The organism is Streptomyces sp. NPDC043427, assembly GCF_056436655.1.
In genome coordinates, this window is record NZ_JBWKCC010000020.1 from 97,928 (window position 1) to 113,685 (window position 15,758).

Annotated in this window: 12 protein-coding genes, 1 other RNA gene and 1 pseudogene; 7 read left to right on the forward strand and 7 right to left on the reverse strand. The window is 69.0% G+C overall.

Annotation, left to right across the window (positions count from 1 at the left end):
* The first annotated feature begins 33 nt into the window (after positions 1-33).
* Genes AC067M_RS28465 through AC067M_RS28490 form a run of 6 tightly spaced genes read left to right on the forward strand, consistent with a single transcriptional unit; the run spans position 34 to position 9,335 of the window.
* Positions 34-1,329 (forward strand): ABC transporter substrate-binding protein, encoded by a 1,296-nt coding sequence (locus AC067M_RS28465; protein WP_478699885.1) that lies wholly within the window; start codon positions 34-36, stop codon positions 1,327-1,329.
* Positions 1,326-2,291, forward strand: a complete 966-nt coding sequence (locus AC067M_RS28470; RefSeq protein WP_478699886.1) for a carbohydrate ABC transporter permease — start codon at positions 1,326-1,328, stop codon at positions 2,289-2,291. The genes AC067M_RS28465 and AC067M_RS28470 overlap by 4 nt, the downstream gene beginning before the upstream one ends.
* Positions 2,288-3,112, forward strand: coding sequence for a carbohydrate ABC transporter permease (locus AC067M_RS28475; protein WP_478699887.1), 825 nt, complete (start codon positions 2,288-2,290; stop codon positions 3,110-3,112). The genes AC067M_RS28470 and AC067M_RS28475 overlap by 4 nt, the downstream gene beginning before the upstream one ends.
* Before the next feature lie 14 nt (positions 3,113-3,126).
* The gene (gene yicI / locus AC067M_RS28480; protein ID WP_478699888.1) at positions 3,127-5,376 is read left to right on the forward strand and encodes an alpha-xylosidase; all 2,250 of its coding nucleotides are present in this window, start codon (positions 3,127-3,129) and stop codon (positions 5,374-5,376) included.
* Positions 5,376-6,383, forward strand: coding sequence for a LacI family DNA-binding transcriptional regulator (locus AC067M_RS28485; protein WP_478699889.1), 1,008 nt, complete (start codon positions 5,376-5,378; stop codon positions 6,381-6,383). Before yicI ends, AC067M_RS28485 begins: the two co-directional genes overlap by 1 nt.
* A gap of 39 nt (positions 6,384-6,422) precedes the next feature.
* Entirely contained in the window at positions 6,423-9,335 is a 2,913-nt protein-coding gene (locus tag AC067M_RS28490) for a glycoside hydrolase family 3 C-terminal domain-containing protein (protein WP_478699890.1), read from the forward strand.
* Positions 9,336-9,345: 10 nt separating this feature from the next.
* Here the strand turns inward: AC067M_RS28490 and AC067M_RS28495 are convergent, their stop codons facing one another.
* The 5 genes from AC067M_RS28495 to AC067M_RS28515 form a co-directional block, all read right to left on the reverse strand.
* On the reverse strand, positions 9,346-9,990 hold the full coding sequence (locus AC067M_RS28495; protein WP_478699891.1) for a hypothetical protein: 645 nt from the start codon (positions 9,988-9,990) through the stop codon (positions 9,346-9,348).
* Positions 9,987-11,210: a hypothetical protein gene (locus AC067M_RS28500; protein WP_478699892.1), complete on the reverse strand. Its 1,224-nt coding sequence runs from the start codon at positions 11,208-11,210 to the stop codon at positions 9,987-9,989. Before AC067M_RS28500 ends, AC067M_RS28495 begins: the two co-directional genes overlap by 4 nt.
* An 83-nt stretch (positions 11,211-11,293) precedes the next feature.
* Positions 11,294-11,682, reverse strand: a transfer-messenger RNA (tmRNA) gene (gene ssrA, locus AC067M_RS28505).
* A 97-nt stretch (positions 11,683-11,779) separates the two neighbouring features.
* Positions 11,780-12,319, reverse strand: a complete 540-nt coding sequence (gene smpB / locus AC067M_RS28510; protein WP_478699946.1) for an SsrA-binding protein SmpB — start codon at positions 12,317-12,319, stop codon at positions 11,780-11,782.
* A gap of 75 nt (positions 12,320-12,394) precedes the next feature.
* Complete coding sequence (locus AC067M_RS28515) at positions 12,395-13,564, reverse strand: S41 family peptidase (RefSeq protein WP_478699893.1); 1,170 nt, start codon at positions 13,562-13,564, stop codon at positions 12,395-12,397.
* 160 nt (positions 13,565-13,724) lie between these two features.
* Here AC067M_RS28515 and AC067M_RS28520 point away from each other — a divergent pair.
* A pseudogene (locus AC067M_RS28520) lies at positions 13,725-13,829 on the forward strand (RNA-guided endonuclease TnpB family protein); the annotation flags it as partial.
* Between the two features lie 35 nt (positions 13,830-13,864).
* On the opposite strand, the gene ftsX reads toward AC067M_RS28520, so the two are convergent.
* A complete protein-coding gene (gene ftsX / locus AC067M_RS28525) occupies positions 13,865-14,782 on the reverse strand; it encodes a permease-like cell division protein FtsX (protein WP_478699894.1) in 918 nt (305 codons plus the stop codon).
* A 29-nt stretch (positions 14,783-14,811) separates the two neighbouring features.
* Positions 14,812-15,501 (reverse strand): cell division ATP-binding protein FtsE, encoded by a 690-nt coding sequence (gene ftsE, locus AC067M_RS28530; RefSeq protein WP_478699895.1) that lies wholly within the window; start codon positions 15,499-15,501, stop codon positions 14,812-14,814.
* Positions 15,502-15,758: the final 257 nt, after the last annotated feature.

Consider the following 15,758-nt stretch of genomic DNA (forward strand, 5'->3'; position numbering starts at 1 on the left):
CCATCCGAACTCCGACCCCTCTGGAGACCCTGGATGTTGACGGCACGAAGGCGTGTGGTGGCGAGCGCGGTGATCCTGACGGGATCCCTGCTGATGACCTCCTGCGGCGGATCGGACGACGACGGCTCCTCCGACGGCAAGACCCTGCGGCTGTGGCACTACGAGGCCCCGAACAGCGCGATGGGCATCGCCTGGAACGAGGCCATCAAGGAGTTCGAGGCCACGCACCCGGGCGTGAAGGTGAAGTACGAGGAAAAGAGCTTCGAGCAGATCCAGAAGACCGCCCCGATGGTCCTGAACTCCTCCGACGCGCCCGACCTCATGGAGTACAACAAGGGCAACGCGACGGCGGGCCTGCTCTCCAAGCAGGGACTCCTCACGGATCTGACCCCGGAGGCGACCAAGCGCGGCTGGGACAAGAAACTCAGCGCGGGCGTGCGCACCACCAGCGTGTACGACACCAACGGCGTGATGGGCTCCGGCAAGTGGTACGGCGTGCCCAACTATGCCGAGTACACGATGGTGTTCCACAACAAGGACCTCTTCGCCAAGTACAAGATCGCCGAGCCGAAGACGTTCGACGAGCTGACCGCCGCGATGGACACCTTCGTCAAGAACGGCGTCACCCCGCTGGCCAACGCGGGCGCCGAGTACATCGCCCAGCAGTACCTCTACCAGCTGGCCCTCTCCAAGGCCGACCGCTCATGGGTCGACTCCTACGAGCTGTACAAGGGCAAGACGGACTTCCACGACCAGGCCTGGACGTACGCCGCCGAGACCTTCGCCGACTGGGTGAAGAAGGGGTACTTCGGCAAGAACTCCACCAGCACCAAGGCCGAGGAGGCCGGCGTCTCCTTCATCCAGGGCAAGGCGCCGATCCTGTTCTCCGGCAGCTGGTGGTACGGCCGCTTCCAGGACGAGGCCAAGTTCGACTGGGGCACCTTCCTGTGGCCCGGCTCGAACCTGACCCTGGGCTCCGGCGGCAACCTGTGGGTCGTCCCGAAGAACGCCAAGAACAAGGACCTCGCCTACGACTTCATCGACATCACCATGTCGAAGAAGATCCAGGACCTCCTCGGCAACAAGGGCGGCGTCCCGGTCGCGGCCGACGCCAACGCCATCACCGACCCCAAGGCCAAGACCCTCATCGCCAACTTCAACACACTGAGCCAGCGGGACGGCCTGGCCTTCTACCCGGACTGGCCGGTCCCCGGCTTCTACGACGTCCTCGTCTCCGAGACCCAGAAGCTGATCACGGGCAGCGGGAAACCGGACGCCTACCTCGACGCCCTCCAGGAGGCGTACGACAAGGGCGCGCCGAAGCAATGACGGTGACCGTCGAACGGGACGCGCGGGTGGTCGGCAAGGGCCACGGCCCCCGGCCCCCGCGCCGCCCCCGCTCCTCGTACGCGCTGTTCCTGCTCCCGGGCGCCCTCGCCTTCGCCGCGGTGGTCGTCGTCCCGTTTCTGATGAACACGGGCGTGAGCTTCACCGACTGGCAGGGCGTGGGCAGCCCGAAGTGGGCCGGGCTCGCCAACTACCGCGAGCTGATGGACGACTCGGAGTTCTGGGAGTCCTTCCGGCACAGCCTGTTCATGGTCGTCGCCATGGCGGCGATCCCCACGGTCCTCGGACTGGTCCTGGCGGCCGCCCTGTTCGACTTCGTCGGCAAGCACTTCGGGGCGAGGACGGCCGCCGTACTCCGTGCCTGCTTCTACCTCCCCCAGGTCCTGCCGATCGCGGTCGCGGGCATCGTCTGGAGCTGGATCCTGGCCCCCGACAACGGCTCGCTCAACGAACTCCTCAAGGCGATCGGCCTGGGTTCCTGGCAGCAGGACTGGCTCGGCGACCCCGATCTCGCGCTGTACAGCGTGATGGGCGTGATGGTGTGGGTGCAGCTCGGCTTCCCGCTGGTCGTCTTCATGGCCGGCCTGCAACGCGTCGACCCGCAGCTGTACGAGGCGGCCGAGCTGGACGGCGCCGGCTGGTGGCGCCGCTTCTGGCACATCACGCTGCCGCAGATCCGCCCGGAGACGTATGTCGTCCTCACCTGGTGTTCGATCGCCGCGCTGAAGGTGTTCGGCGCGGTGTACGTCCTGACCAAGGGCGGACCCGGCGGCGCCACGAACGTCCCGTCCTACTTCTCCTTCACCACGTTCTTCGAGAAGACCCAGGTCGGCTACGGCGCCGCGATCTCCACCGTCCTGACCGTGATCATCCTCGCCCTCTCGCTGGTCGGCCTGAAGCTCCAGACCCGCGCGGAGGACGCCGAGGAAGGGGTGCGCACATGACGAGGGCCCTACGCCGTTACCCGGTTCTGATCGCCCTCTGCCTCGCCGCCCTCTTCATGGTCGTCCCGTTCCTGATCGTGGCGGTCAACGCGGTCAAGTCCCCGGCCGAGTACTCCCGGAGCGGCCCGCTGAGCCTGCCCGACGGCCTCTACCTGGACGGCCTGAAGGACTTCTGGGAGCGGGTGGACTACAGCCAGAAGCTGATGAACTCCGTGCTGATCAGCGGCTCGGTGGCGATCCTCGCGGTGGTCCTGTCAGTCCTCAACGCCTACGCGATCGGCATCGGCCGCATCAAGGGCCGCACCTGGGTGCTGGCCTTCTTCGTCCTGGCCAACATGCTGCCGCAGGAGGCGCTGGTCTACCCGGTGTACCACCTGAGCAAGCAGGTCGGCCTGTACGACACCAGGCTCAGCGTGATCATCGTCTTCACGGTGATCCAGGCGGCCTTCGGCACGTATCTCCTGTCCTCCGTGCTCGGACAGTTCCCCCGGGAGATCATCGAGGCCGCCCGTATCGACGGCGCGAACAAGTGGCAGGTCCTGTGGCGGATCGTCGTCCCCGTCAGCCGACCCACCCTCGGAGTGCTGATGGTGTTCTTCTTCATCTGGACCTGGAACGAGTTCCTGCTCCCCCTGGTCATGCTGATCTCCAACGACAACCAGACGGTGTCGGTGGCCCTCGGTGTCCTGCAGGGCCAGCGCCTGATGGACGCCACGATGACCAACGCGGCGGCCTTGCTCGGCGTCCTGCCCGCCCTCGTGTTCTTCCTCGTCTTCCAGCGAACGCTCACCCGCGGCATCGCGGCGGGAGCCGTGAAGTAAGGAACCCCCCACCCATGAAGTTCACCGACGGTTACTGGCTGCTGCGCGAGGGCGTCACCGCGTCCTACCCGGCCGAGGTGCACGACGTGACCGCGTCGGACGGCACGCTGGAGATCCACGCGCCGACCAGGCCCATCCGCTCCCGCGGCGACCTGATGACGGGACCCGTCATGACGATCAACGCGCACACCCCCATGCCCGACGTCATCGGCCTCACCCTGACCCACTTCACGGGCGAGGAGCAGCACGGCCCCGAGTTCGAGCTCACCGGGAGCGAGACCACCCCCCAGGTCTCCTACGACGACGAGCACGCGACCCTGACCTCCGGCGCGCTGTCCGTGAAGGTCGCCCGAGGCGGCCCCTGGCACGTCGAGTTCCTCGCCCACGGCCGCGTCCTCACCTCCAGCGGCCACAAGAGCATGGGCATCATGCGGGACGCGACCGGCGCGCACTACCTGCGCGAACAGCTCAACCTGGGCGTGGGGACCAGCGTCTACGGCCTCGGTGAACGCTTCGGCCCCCTGGTCAAGAACGGCCAGGTCGTCGACGTCTGGCAGTCCGACGGCGGCACCTGCAGCGAGCAGGCGTACAAGAACGTGCCTTTCTACCTGACGGACGCGGGCTACGGCGTCTTCGTCGACCACCCCGGCAAGGTGTCCTTCGAGGTGGCCTCGGAGGTCGTGTCGCGGGCACAGTTCAGCGCGGAGACCCAGGAGTTGACGTACTACGTCATCTACGGGCCGACCCCGAAGGACATACTGCGCAAGTACACGGCCCTCACCGGCCGCCCGGCCCTGCCGCCCGCCTGGTCGTTCGGGCTGTGGCTGTCGACGTCGTTCACCACGTCCTACGACGAGGAGACCGTCACCTCCTTCATCGACGGCATGCGGGAGCGCGAACTGCCGCTGTCCGTGTTCCACTTCGACTGCTTCTGGATGCGCGAGTTCCACTGGTGCGACTTCCAGTGGGATCCACGGGTGTTCCCGGACCCGGAGGGCATGCTGGCCCGGCTGAAGGATCGCGGGCTGCGGATCAGCGTGTGGATCAATCCGTACATCGCGCAGAGGTCGCCGTTGTTCGCGGAGGGCAAGGCGCTCGGGCATCTGCTGAAGCGGCCGGACGGCAGCGTCTGGCAGTGGGACATGTGGCAGCCCGGCATGGCACTGGTCGACTTCACCAGCCCGGCCGCCCGCGACTGGTACGCGTCGAAGCTGGAGGCGCTGCTCGCGCAGGGCGTCGACTGCTTCAAGACCGACTTCGGCGAGCGCGTCCCGCTCGACGTGACCTGGTCCGACGGCTCCGACCCGGAGCGGATGCACAACTACTACACGTACCTCTACAACCGCACCGTCTTCGATGTGCTGCGCAGGCACCGGGGCGAGAACGAGGCGGTCCTCTTCGCCCGGTCGGCGACGAGCGGGAGCCAGAAGTTCCCCGTGCACTGGGGCGGCGACTGCGAGGCGACGTACGAGTCGATGGCGGAGTCGCTGCGCGGCGGGCTCTCCCTCGGGCTGTCCGGCTTCGGCTTCTGGAGCCACGACATCGGCGGCTTCGAGGGCACCCCCACCCCGGCCCTCTTCAAACGGTGGCTGGCCTTCGGCCTGCTCTCCTCCCACAGCCGCCTGCACGGCTCCTCCTCCTACCGCGTGCCGTGGCTGTTCGACGAGGAATCGGTGGATGTGCTGCGGCACTTCACGCGGCTGAAGCTCCGGCTCATGCCGTATCTCTACGAGGCCGCCCGCGTCGCCCACAGCGAGGGCCTGCCGATGATGCGGGCGATGGTGCTGGAGTTCCCGGACGACCCCGGGTGCGCTCACCTGGAACGGCAGTACATGCTCGGCCCGGACCTGCTCGTCGCGCCCGTGTTCTCCGACGAGGGGGACGTCTCCTACTACGTCCCCGAGGGCACATGGACCCACTTCGTCACCGGCGAGACCGTGACCGGGCCGCGCTGGGTGCGCGAGCAGCACGAGTTCTCCAGCGTGCCGCTCCTTGTGCGGCCGGGTGCGGTGATCCCGGTGGGCGCGGTGGACGACCGGCCCGACTATCCGCACGCCGACGGGGTCACCCTGCGGGCGTACGGGCTGCGGCGCGGCGTCCAGGTGACCGTTCCGGTCGGGGACGCCACCTTCACCGTGGTACGGGAGGGGGACACGCTGCGGGCGTCCTCCAGTGATCCCTCGGCGCCGTGGGCGCTCGCGGTCGGCGAACGGATCGCGCGGGCGCAGGCGGGCACCGGCTTCCTCACCCTGGAGCTGGACTGATGGTCAAGATCACCGATGTGGCGAAGCACGCCGGTGTCTCGCCCAGCACGGTCTCGTACGCGCTGAGCGGCAAGCGCCCGATCTCCGAGGAGACCCGGCAGCGCGTCGAGGTGGCCATCCGCGAGCTGGGCTACCGGCCGCACGCGGGTGCCCGGGCGCTGGCCAGCAGCAAGTCGAACGTGCTGGCGTTGGTCGTACCGCTGCGGGCGGGGATCCATGTGCCGGTCGTCATGCAGTTCGCGGTCTCCGTGGTGACCACCGCGCGCCGGCACGACCACGATGTCCTGCTGCTCACCCAGGAAGAGGGCGAGGAGGGGCTGCGGCGGGTCGCGGACACCGCGCTGGTCGACGCGCTGATCGTGATGGACGTCCAGCTCGACGACCCCCGGCTGGCGCTGCTGCGCTCGCTGGAGAGACCGTCCGTGATGATCGGCTTTCCCTCCGACGCGGCCGGGCTGACCTGCATCGACCTCGACTTCCGGGCGGCCGGCGAGGTGTGCGTGGACCATCTGGCGCGGCTCGGGCACCGGGTGGTGGCGCTCGTCGGGTCGCCGCCGGAGGTGTATGTGCGCGGGACGGCGTTCGCGCAGCGCGTGGTGCAGGGGTTCACCGCCGCCGCCGACCGCAGCGGGCTGGCGTCGTCCGTCCATCCGTGCGAGGCCGGGCCCGCCGCCGCCCGCCGGGTCGCCGAGCAGCTGCTGCGCGAGCAGCCCGCGCTGACCGGGGTGGTCGTGCACAACGAGCCGGTCCTGGAGCCGCTGATCGACGCGTTCGAGCAGCTCGGGCTGCGGGTGCCCGGCGATCTGTCCGTCACCGCCATCTGCCCGGACGAGCTCGCCGAGAGCGTCCGGGTGCCCGTCACCTCCGTCGCCCTGCCGTCGGCCGATGTGGGCGAGCAGGCGGTGGAACTGCTGGTGCGGAAGCTGGGCGGCGACGACGTACCGGAGGCGACACTGCTGCCACCCCGGCTGACCGAACGCGCGAGCACGGCACCACGCAACGCCTGAAAGCCCTGATGCCAGGCCCTAATCGAAGGAGCGGCGTTCATGAGAGGCAAGAGAGCAACACGCAGAACGACCCTGGTGATGGCCCTGGCCCTGATCGCGGGCCTCGGCGCCACGGTCCCGGCCCAGGCCGATCAGACGTACCCCTTCCGCGATCCGAAGCTGCCGGTGCGGCAGCGTGTCGACGACCTGCTCGGCCGCCTCACCCTCGACGAGAAGGTCTCCCTCCTCCACCAGTACCAGCCCGCGATCCCCCGCCTCGGCATCCAGTCGTTCCGCACCGGCGCCGAGGCCCTGCACGGCGTTTCCTGGCTCGGCGAGGCCACCGTGTTTCCCCAGGCCATCGGGCTGGCCTCGACCTGGAACCCGGAGCTGATGCAGCGGGTCGGTTCGGCGGTCGGCGACGAGACGCGCGGCTTCCAGCAGGAGCGGCCCGACGGCTGGGGCCTCAACCTGTGGGCGCCCGTGGTGAACCTGTTGCGCGACCCGCGCTGGGGCCGCAACGAGGAGGGCTACAGCGAGGACCCCCAGCTGACCGGCGCCCTGTCGACGGCGTACGGCGAGGGCCTGACGGGCGGCGACCCGGACCACCTCAAGACGGCGCCCACCCTGAAGCACTACCTGGCCAACAACAACGAGTGGCACCGCACGACCACCTCCTCCGACCTGCGCCCGCGCGTGGCGAAGGAGTACGACGAGGCCGCGTTCAAGCCGGCGATCGAGGCGGACGCGGCGACCGGCGTGATGTCCTCCTACAACCTGGTCAACGGCCGCCCCAACACGGTGAACCCGGACCTGAACGACGTCGTGCGCTCCTGGACCGACCGCGACCTCTTCAACGTCACCGACGCCTTCGCGCCGGCCAACCTCCCCGGCGACCAGCGCTACTTCCCCACCCTCGCCGAGGGCGACGCGGCCGCCCTGAAGGCGGGCATCGACAGCTTCACGGACAACGACGCGGACTCCGGGCCCACGGTCAACGCGGTCAACTCGGCGTTGCGGCAGGGCCTGCTGGACGCGTCGGACATCGACACGGCCGTCTCCCACATCCTGTCCGTCCGGGTCCGCCTCGGCGAGTTCGACCCGGGCGGCGGCAAGTACGGCGCCATCGACAAGTCCGTGATCAACAGCCCGGCCCACCGGAAACTGGCCCGCGAGGCGGCGACCGAGGGCGCCGTCCTGCTGAAGAACCAGGCGAACACGCTGCCCCTGAAGGCGTCCCGGAAGAACGTGGCCGTCGTCGGCCCCCTCTCCGACTCGGTGTTCACCGACTGGTACTCCGGCACCCTGCCGTACGCGGTCACCCCCGCCGACGGCATCGCGGCCAAGCTGGGCACGTCGGTCACGGGCAGCGAGGGCGTCGATCGGATCACCCTGAAGGACACGTCGACCGGCAGGTACGTCACGGCGGGGACGGGCACGGCGGGCGCGACGCTGAAGGAGAGCGCCTCCGCACCGACCCCGGAGACCCAGTTCGACGTGTTCGACTGGGGCCAGGGCATCGTCACCCTCCGCTCGGCGGCCAACGGCCGCTATGTCGGCTACAACTGGTCGAACTTCGTCAACGACCAGGTGCAGCCAGGCGGATGGTTCGCCCAGCAGCAGTTCCGGCTGGAGCCGCAGGACGACGGCTCCTCCCTGCTGCGGTACGCCGGGTACGAGACCGAGGAGTCCTGGTGGTCGAACCCGGTCTACCTCGGCCCGACGGGCGAGGACGGCACACTGGGCCTGGTCCCGAAGGAACAGGCCGCGCACTACACGAAGGGCGTCGTCCGCGACGGCCTGAAGGAGGCCGCGGCCGCGGCCCGGGGCAAGGACACCGCGGTGGTCGTGGTCGGCTCCAACCCGTTGATCAACGGCCGCGAGGCCCACGACCGCACCGACATGGGCCTCGCCCCCTCCCAGGAAGCCCTGGTCAGAGCCGTCCGCAAGGCCAACCCCCACACGGTCGTGATCGTCCAGAACAGCTACCCGACCACGCTCGGCGCCTTGCAGAAGGACATCCCGGCGCTGCTGTGGACCTCCCACGCGGGCCAGGAGACCGGCAACGCGCTCGCCGACCTCCTGTACGGCGACGCCAACCCGTCGGGCCGCCTCACCCAGACCTGGTACCGCTCGGCGTCCGACCTGCCGTCGATCCTCGACTACGACATCATCAAGTCCGACCGCACCTACCAGTACTTCCGGGGCCGGCCGCTCTACCCCTTCGGGTACGGCCTGTCGTACACCTCCTTCCGCTACGGCGAGTTGAGGCGCGTGCACGGCGGCTACGAGGTGAAGGTCACCAACACCGGCAAGCGGGCCGGTGACGAGGTGGTGCAGCTGTACGTCCATCAGCGCACGTCCCGCGACAAGCAGCCGCTGAAGCAGCTGAAGGCGTTCGAGCGGGTCTCGCTGAAACCGGGCGAGTCGAGGACGGTCCGCCTGGAGCTGGCCACCCGCGACCTGGCCCATTGGGACGTCACCCGCTCGAAGTGGGTCGTGGAGACGGGCACGTACGACGTCATGGCCGGGGCGTCCTCAAAGGACCTCCGCTCCCGTACGACCTGGCAGGTCAGGGGCGAGACGATCCCGCCCCGGGACCTGTCGAAGGTCACGCGCGCGGAGAACTTCGACGACTACGACGGCATCCGTCTCGTCGACGAGTCCAAGGTGCGCGGTACGGCGGTGGGTTCGGTGGCCGACCGGGCGTGGCTGAGGTTCGCGGACACCCGACTGGGCGCCGGTGCCTCGACGTTCAGCGCCCGTGTCGCCGGCGCGTCCGGCACGGTGGAGGTCCGGCAGGGCTCCCCCACCGGTCGGGTGCTCGGTACGGCCCGCTTCGCCGGGACCTCGTCGCCGTACACGTACGAGACGGTGACGGCCGAGCTGTCGGGTGCGGCGAGGGGACGTACGGACGTGTACCTCGTCGTGCGGGGCGAGGGGATGCGGCTGTCCACGTTCAGTCTGCACTGACCGGCCGCGGTCAGACGCCACCGTAGGAGACGGTCCGGCCCGGGTGCACTGCGCGGGCGACGCGTTCGGTGAGGAGTTCGCCCTCTCGCCACAGTCGCTCCATGGCTGCCTGCTCCCGGGCGCCGTCGCGGTCGTCCAGCCAGCCGTCGATGGCCGCCTTGTGGCCCTGCGCCCAGGTGTTGAGGTCGGCCACCAGGTCGTATGAGAGGTCGAGGGCGGCGGCGGGGTCGTCGGGGGCGAAGTCCATGAACCCGTCCGCGCGCAGCGGATACCACCCGTACTCGGCCTGGACGATGATGTGGACGGGGTGCGGCGGGGTGCCGTGGGCGTCGGGGGTGAGGTGGGTGCGTCCGCATCCCCAGCAGACGAACTTCTCGGTCCGGTGCCGCTCGTCCCAGTAGCGGACGGTCCAGTCCGGGCCGAGGTGTTTCGCCAGCGCACGGGCCACGTCCAGGCCCTCGGCGACGTGCTTGCGCAGCGCAGGGCGGGAGGTGAAGCCGCCCCGCGGCCGGGCCAGGGACCAGGAGCTCAGCCGGTCGGCCAGAGTGACGGGGAGCTCCTGGTCGAGTGGTTCGTCGTCGGCGAGAAGGGGCCAGGAGCAGGAGTCGGCCTCGGCGCGGACGAGCAGGTGGCGGGGTTCGGTGGGGTGGTTCATGACATCGGCCGCTCGTCCAGGATCCGGGCGTGCAACCGCTGGCCGAGGTCGGGATCGACGCGGGTCACGACCTCTGTCAGCGCGTCCGCCGTCGGTTCCGGCAGCTCCCGGTCCAGCATCTGAAGCACGTCGTCGGCTCCGTCCGTGCGGACGGGCCGGACGTCGGGCGTGAACCCGGGGTCGATCTCCCGCAGGCGCTCGACGCACAGCTCGGCGATCCGGCGCAGGGTGCCCTGGGGATCGGTGTCGAGGCGGCCTTCGTGGTCGCCGCCACGGCCCATCATCTCGCGCCACAGGAGGCGGATCGTGTCGTCGGCCAGCGGTGACTCCAGGAGCCGCAGCGCGTCCTCCAGCAGCGCGTGGGCGTGGACACCGGGTACGTCGCCGGCGCCGTCGCGGATGGCGCTGTGCACGTACTGGTCGGCCGAACCCCACAACCACGGCAGCCCGAACTCCCCGTCCAGCCGGGGCCGGACCACGTCGATTGCGTCGAAGCGGGGCCACCGGACCCGCAGACCGTCGTGGCCCATACGGAAGGGGTGCCCGAACGACGAGCCCAGGTCCTGGTAGCGGTCGTACTGGTCCAGGTCGATCGGGAGGGAGTACGCCTTCATGGCCCGCAGGTAGAGGCGGTACCCGAGGTCGGCGTCCACGTCGACGGCCACCCGTTCCAGCGCGGCCGCCGTCCCTCCCAGCGCGTCGGCGGACCGCTGGATCTCCGCCACCGCCCCGTCCCGCATGACGTCCTGTGGCTGAGGGCGCCAGTACCCCTGATACGGCCCCGGGGGCCTGCCGAGCTCCTTGCGGGGCGTACGGGCCGCGCACGTCTCGTCGATCCGCCGCAGCCAGTCGCGCACACTCACGCCCTGTGCCTCGGGGCGCCAGGCGCCGCCGGTGGCCGCGTTCCACATCTCGGCGAGCACGTCGTCCGGCAGCGTGGAGTCCAGCAGGGCCCGCAGGTCCTGGCGCAGCTCGGTGACGTACCCCCAGTCGTCGTGGAAGACGTCCCAGCCGAGGATCTTCCGCTTCTCCTCGTCGACCGTGTCCCACGTCGACCAGTCGACGAAGTGCTCGGCGTCGTCCGCGTCGAGCCGCGCCACGACCAGCGCGAGCGCGTCCTCCGCGCTGTCCACCCGCGCGGAGACGAACCCCTCCGTCACCCCGCTGAGCCCGAAATCCGTCTCGTACCGATCGCGAGCCGGCTCACCTTTCATGTTCATACCCCCTCCACAGACGAAGGCCCCGCTGCTCGCAAGCAGCGGGGCCTCGCCCACATGGGTTGGGAGGTCCGAAAACCTCCCGATCGTGGAGATGGCGGGAATCGAACCCGCGTCCAACGGTGCAGAATCAGGGCTTCTCCGTGTGCAGTTCGCTGCGATTTTCTCGGCCCCGGCGATCACGCGAACAAGTCGCCGACGGGCCCAGTCACTGTTTGATTTCCCAGCGAGCCCCGTGACCGGGCTCGATGGTTTAGTTCCCTAGATTATGCCAGGATCCGGGTCGGGAACGCTCCCGGGCTGACACCCATTAAGGGTCCTTCACTCACTGCTTATTAGGCAGCGAGGGCGAAGGACTGGGAATCGCGCTTTGTAGTGGCGATTATTTTTTGCGACATATGGTTTACGAGATCATTGCCGCTTCCTCGACACGCTTCCCCTGCTTCGACAGCCGCTGTCGAAACCGATCATCCCCATGTTGTTTTGACAATCCCTCCGGAGAGGGGCGCGCACCCGCTGTGGGGTGCAGTCACCATCGTACGTGACCAACGCAGGTGGGTGCCAGCGTATTCCTACGCGCCCCGCTGCTTCCGCTTCGCCGCCGCGATCGCGCGGTCGGTCTCCCGGCGGTCCTGCTTCTCGCGCAGTGTCTGCCGCTTGTCGTACTCCTTCTTGCCGCGCGCCAGCGCGATCTCCGCCTTGGCGCGGCCGTCCCTGAAGTACAGGGCGAGGGGCACGATCGTGTGTCCGGTCTCCTCCGCCTTCACCTCCAGCTTGTCGATCTCCTCACGGTGCAGCAGCAGCTTGCGCTTGCGGCGCGCGGAGTGGTTGGTCCAGCTGCCCTGGCTGTACTCGGGGATGTGGGCGTTGTGCAGCCACGCCTCGCCCCCGTCGATCTGGACGAAGCCGTCGGCCAGCGAGGTCCGCCCCTGACGCAGCGACTTCACCTCGGTGCCGGTGAGCACGATCCCAGCCTCGTAGGTGTCGATGATCGCGTAGTCGTGGCGCGCCTTCTTGTTCTGCGCGACGATCTTGCGCTTGCCGCCCTTCTCGCCGTCACGCGACTTGGCAGCCGTCCCCTGCTTCTGCTGGGACTCCTTGGGTACGTACATTCCCTTGCTCATAGTGCGGCCATTTTCGCACTCCGAGGGGGCCGGAGGGAAAGCCGATTAGCCGGGCTCCGTCGGCTACGGTGCGTCCCCGAGCCCGCTCAGCACGGTCTGCGCCCGCTGGAGGGCACGCCCGTCGGCCTCCAGGTCCGGTGTGATGCCCGTGCCGTCGACGCCTCGCCCGGAGGGGGTGCGGTAGTGGCCGACGGTGAGCTCGGCGACGGAACCGTCGGGCAGCCGGCTCGGCATCTGGACGGAGCCCTTGCCGAAGGTGCGCGAACCGACGACGACCGCGCGGCCGCGGTCCTTCAGGGCGCCGGTGAGCAGCTCCGCCGCGCTCATCGTGCCGCCGTCGACGAGGGCGACCAGGGGCCGGGTGGTGTCGCCGTCGGCGTCGGCGTGCAGGACCTGCTGTTCGCCGTCCACGTCGTACGTGGCGACCAGGCCGCCGTCGAGGAAGGCAGAGGCGGCGGTGACGGCCTCGGTGACCAGGCCGCCGGAGTTGCCGCGCAGGTCGAGAACGATCTTGGCGTCGGCCGGGGCCTGCCGTACGGCGGTGCGAACGGTGTCGCCGGAGCCCTTGGTGAACGAGGAGATGCGGATGACGGTGACACCGTCGGCGAGGTGGCGCACGGTGACCGAGTCCGTGGACAGGCGGGCCCGGCGCAGCGTCTCGCTCCACGCGCGGGTGCCGCGCTGGAGGTCCACGCGGACGGTGGTGCCGGCGGGCGCGTCCGTGGCGTCACCGCGCAGTAAGGAGACGACCTCGGTGACCGGGCGTCCGTCGACGCTCTTGCCGTCGACGCGGCGCAGCAGGTCGCCCTCGCGGATCCCGGCGGCCGCGGCGGGCGAGCCGGAGGCCACCTTCGTGACCTCGATACGGCCGTCGCGTTCCTGGCGCGCCCACAGGCCGACGCCGGTGTACTCGCCGTCGAGGGACTCCTCGAACTCCTCGTACTCGCCCTGGGAGTAGATGGCGGCCCAGCGGTCGCCGCTGCGGCTGACCGCGCGTTGGGCGGCCTCCGTGGGGGACTTGCCGTCGGCCATGGCCTCGGCGGCGGCCCGGGCGACCTCCTCGTGGCGGCCCGTCGGGGCGGCCTGGAGGGTCTGGCCTGGCGCGGCCCTGCGCTCCCCCACAGGGAGGGACCCCGTCGCGGCACCGGCGACGAGCACGCTCGCGAACACCAATGTCAGGGCGGCCCCGCGGCCGAAACGGCGGGGCTGACAGAACAGGTCACGACCTGACATGGCGGTGAGTCTAGGACAAGGAGAAGGGCCGTACGGACGGTTGTCCGTACGGCCCTCGTGGCATGCGTCACCTGTTTCTCGCGTGGAGGCCCCGGCGTTCACGCCGGGGAAAAGTCGCATCCGGGTGCTTGCCACGCGGAGCGTCGACGCATCCAGGGCGCGGGACACGAACTCCGCACGCGTCATGCTCGTCCGGGCTGGTCTCAACCCGGCTGGTGCCGATGGCAGAAGACCTCCTGGAGCGCTGCTCCAGGAGGCCGCCTGAGCCAGGAATCCCCTCCCCCTCAGGGAAGGGAGGATTCAAACCTTGAGGTACTTGCGCAGCGCGAAGAACGCCGCCAGCGCGGGCATCAACAGGCTGGTCGCGAGGATGAGCGGGAGCTTCGTCAGAACGGCGTCCCAGCCGATGAAGTTGATCAGGTTCAGCTTCTCCGACAGGGCAAGTCCGTGATCGATGATGAAGTAGCGCGCGATGACCAGGAATCCGCACGCGACGGTGCCGCCGATGAGTCCGGCGACCGCGGCCTCCGCGATGAACGGCGCCTGGATGTAGAAACCGGAGGCGCCCACCAGGCGCATGATCCCGGTCTCGCGCCGACGGCTGAACGCCGAGACGCGCACAGTGTTGACGATCAGCATCAGCGCGACGACGAGCATCAGCGCCATCACCGCGCGGGCGGCCCAGTTCATGCCGTTGAGCAGTCCGAAGAGATTGTCCAGGATGCCCTTTTGGTCCTGCACGGACTGCACGCCGTCACGCCCGTCGAAGGCGGTCGCGATGACCTGGTACTTCTCCGGGTCCTTCAGCTTGATGCGGTACGACTCCTGCATCTGGTCCGGCGTGAGGGAGCTGGCCAGCGGGGAGTCGCCGAACTGCTCCTTGTAGTGCTTGTAGGCGTCGTCCTGCGACTCGTACGTCACCTTGTCGACGACCGACATCTTGTCGAGGTCGGCGACGATCGCCTTCTTCTGGTCGTCGGTGACGGCGCCCTTGGCGCAGTTGGGGTCGGACTCGGCGTCGCTCTTGTTGCAGAGGAAGACCGAGACGTTGACCTTGTCGTACCAGTAGCCCTTCATGGTGGTCACCTGGTCGCTCATCAGCAGCGAACCGCCGAACAGGGCCAGGGACAGGGCGACGGAGACGATGACCGCGAAGGTCATCGTCAGGTTGCGACGGAGACCGACACCGATCTCGGAGAGTACGAACTGGGCGCGCATGGCGTCTGGTTAAGCCTTTCCGTGGATCGTCAGTGCTGGTAGCCGTAGACGCCGCGTGCCTGGTCGCGGACGAGGCGGCCCTTCTCCAGCTCGATGACGCGCTTGCGCATCTGGTCCACGATGTTCTGGTCGTGCGTCGCCATCACCACGGTGGTGCCCGTCCGGTTGATGCGGTCGAGCAGTTTCATGATGCCGACGGAGGTCTGCGGGTCGAGGTTGCCGGTGGGCTCGTCGGCGATGAGGAGCTTGGGGCGGTTGACGAAGGCGCGCGCGATGGCCACGCGCTGCTGTTCACCACCGGACAACTCACCGGGCCTCCGGTCCTCCTTGCCGCCGAGCCCGACGAGGTCGAGCACCTGCGGCACGGACTTGCGGATCTCGCCGCGCGACTTGCCGATGACCTCCTGCGCGAAGGCCACGTTCTCGGCGACCGTCTTGTTCGGCAGCAGGCGGAAGTCCTGGAAGACGGTCCCCAGCTGGCGCCGCATCTGCGGCACCTTCCAGTTGGAGAGGCGCGCGAGGTCCTTGCCCAGAACATGCACCTGGCCCTGACTGCACCGCTCCTCGCGGAGGATCAGCCGCAGGAAGGTGGACTTTCCGGAGCCCGAGGACCCCACGAGGAAGACGAACTCGCCCTTCTCGACCTCGAGGGACACATCCCTGAGGGCAGGGTGGCTCTGCTTGGGGTAGACCTTGGAGACGTTGTCGAATCGGATCACGGATGCACCACGGGTCGCCGGGGGTAGATGAGCGTGACCATACGCGAAGCGGGTACGCGAGCGCAGGCGCCGGACGGGGTTGCGCCTGTGTTGTGCGCTTTTGTACCGAGTGAGAGCCGCACACCCTTCGTCGAGCCGTCCGCGGGGCCTACCGTCAAGAGGGCCGCGCTGAATTTGCCGGAACCTGGCACAGTGGAGGGGGAACGTTCTCGTTTCCGAGAGCGTTGTCTACGTGGAACCGGTGCAAGGAGGGCGAG

Bases quoted from the DNA above. Each gene is read 5' to 3' on its own strand.
- AC067M_RS28490 (WP_478699890.1), top strand. From the start codon at position 6,423: ATGAGAGGCAAGAGAGCAACACGCAGAACGACCCTGGTGATGGCCCTG.
- yicI (WP_478699888.1), top strand. From the start codon at position 3,127: ATGAAGTTCACCGACGGTTACTGGCTGCTGCGCGAGGGCGTCACCGCG.
- AC067M_RS28495 (WP_478699891.1), bottom strand. From the start codon at position 9,990: ATGAACCACCCCACCGAACCCCGCCACCTGCTCGTCCGCGCCGAGGCC.
- AC067M_RS28470 (WP_478699886.1), top strand. From the start codon at position 1,326: ATGACGGTGACCGTCGAACGGGACGCGCGGGTGGTCGGCAAGGGCCAC.
- smpB (WP_478699946.1), bottom strand. From the start codon at position 12,319: ATGTACGTACCCAAGGAGTCCCAGCAGAAGCAGGGGACGGCTGCCAAG.
- AC067M_RS28515 (WP_478699893.1), bottom strand. From the start codon at position 13,564: ATGTCAGGTCGTGACCTGTTCTGTCAGCCCCGCCGTTTCGGCCGCGGG.
- AC067M_RS28485 (WP_478699889.1), top strand. From the start codon at position 5,376: ATGGTCAAGATCACCGATGTGGCGAAGCACGCCGGTGTCTCGCCCAGC.
- AC067M_RS28475 (WP_478699887.1), top strand. From the start codon at position 2,288: ATGACGAGGGCCCTACGCCGTTACCCGGTTCTGATCGCCCTCTGCCTC.
- ftsX (WP_478699894.1), bottom strand. From the start codon at position 14,782: ATGCGCGCCCAGTTCGTACTCTCCGAGATCGGTGTCGGTCTCCGTCGC.
- AC067M_RS28500 (WP_478699892.1), bottom strand. From the start codon at position 11,210: ATGAACATGAAAGGTGAGCCGGCTCGCGATCGGTACGAGACGGATTTC.
- AC067M_RS28465 (WP_478699885.1), top strand. From the start codon at position 34: ATGTTGACGGCACGAAGGCGTGTGGTGGCGAGCGCGGTGATCCTGACG.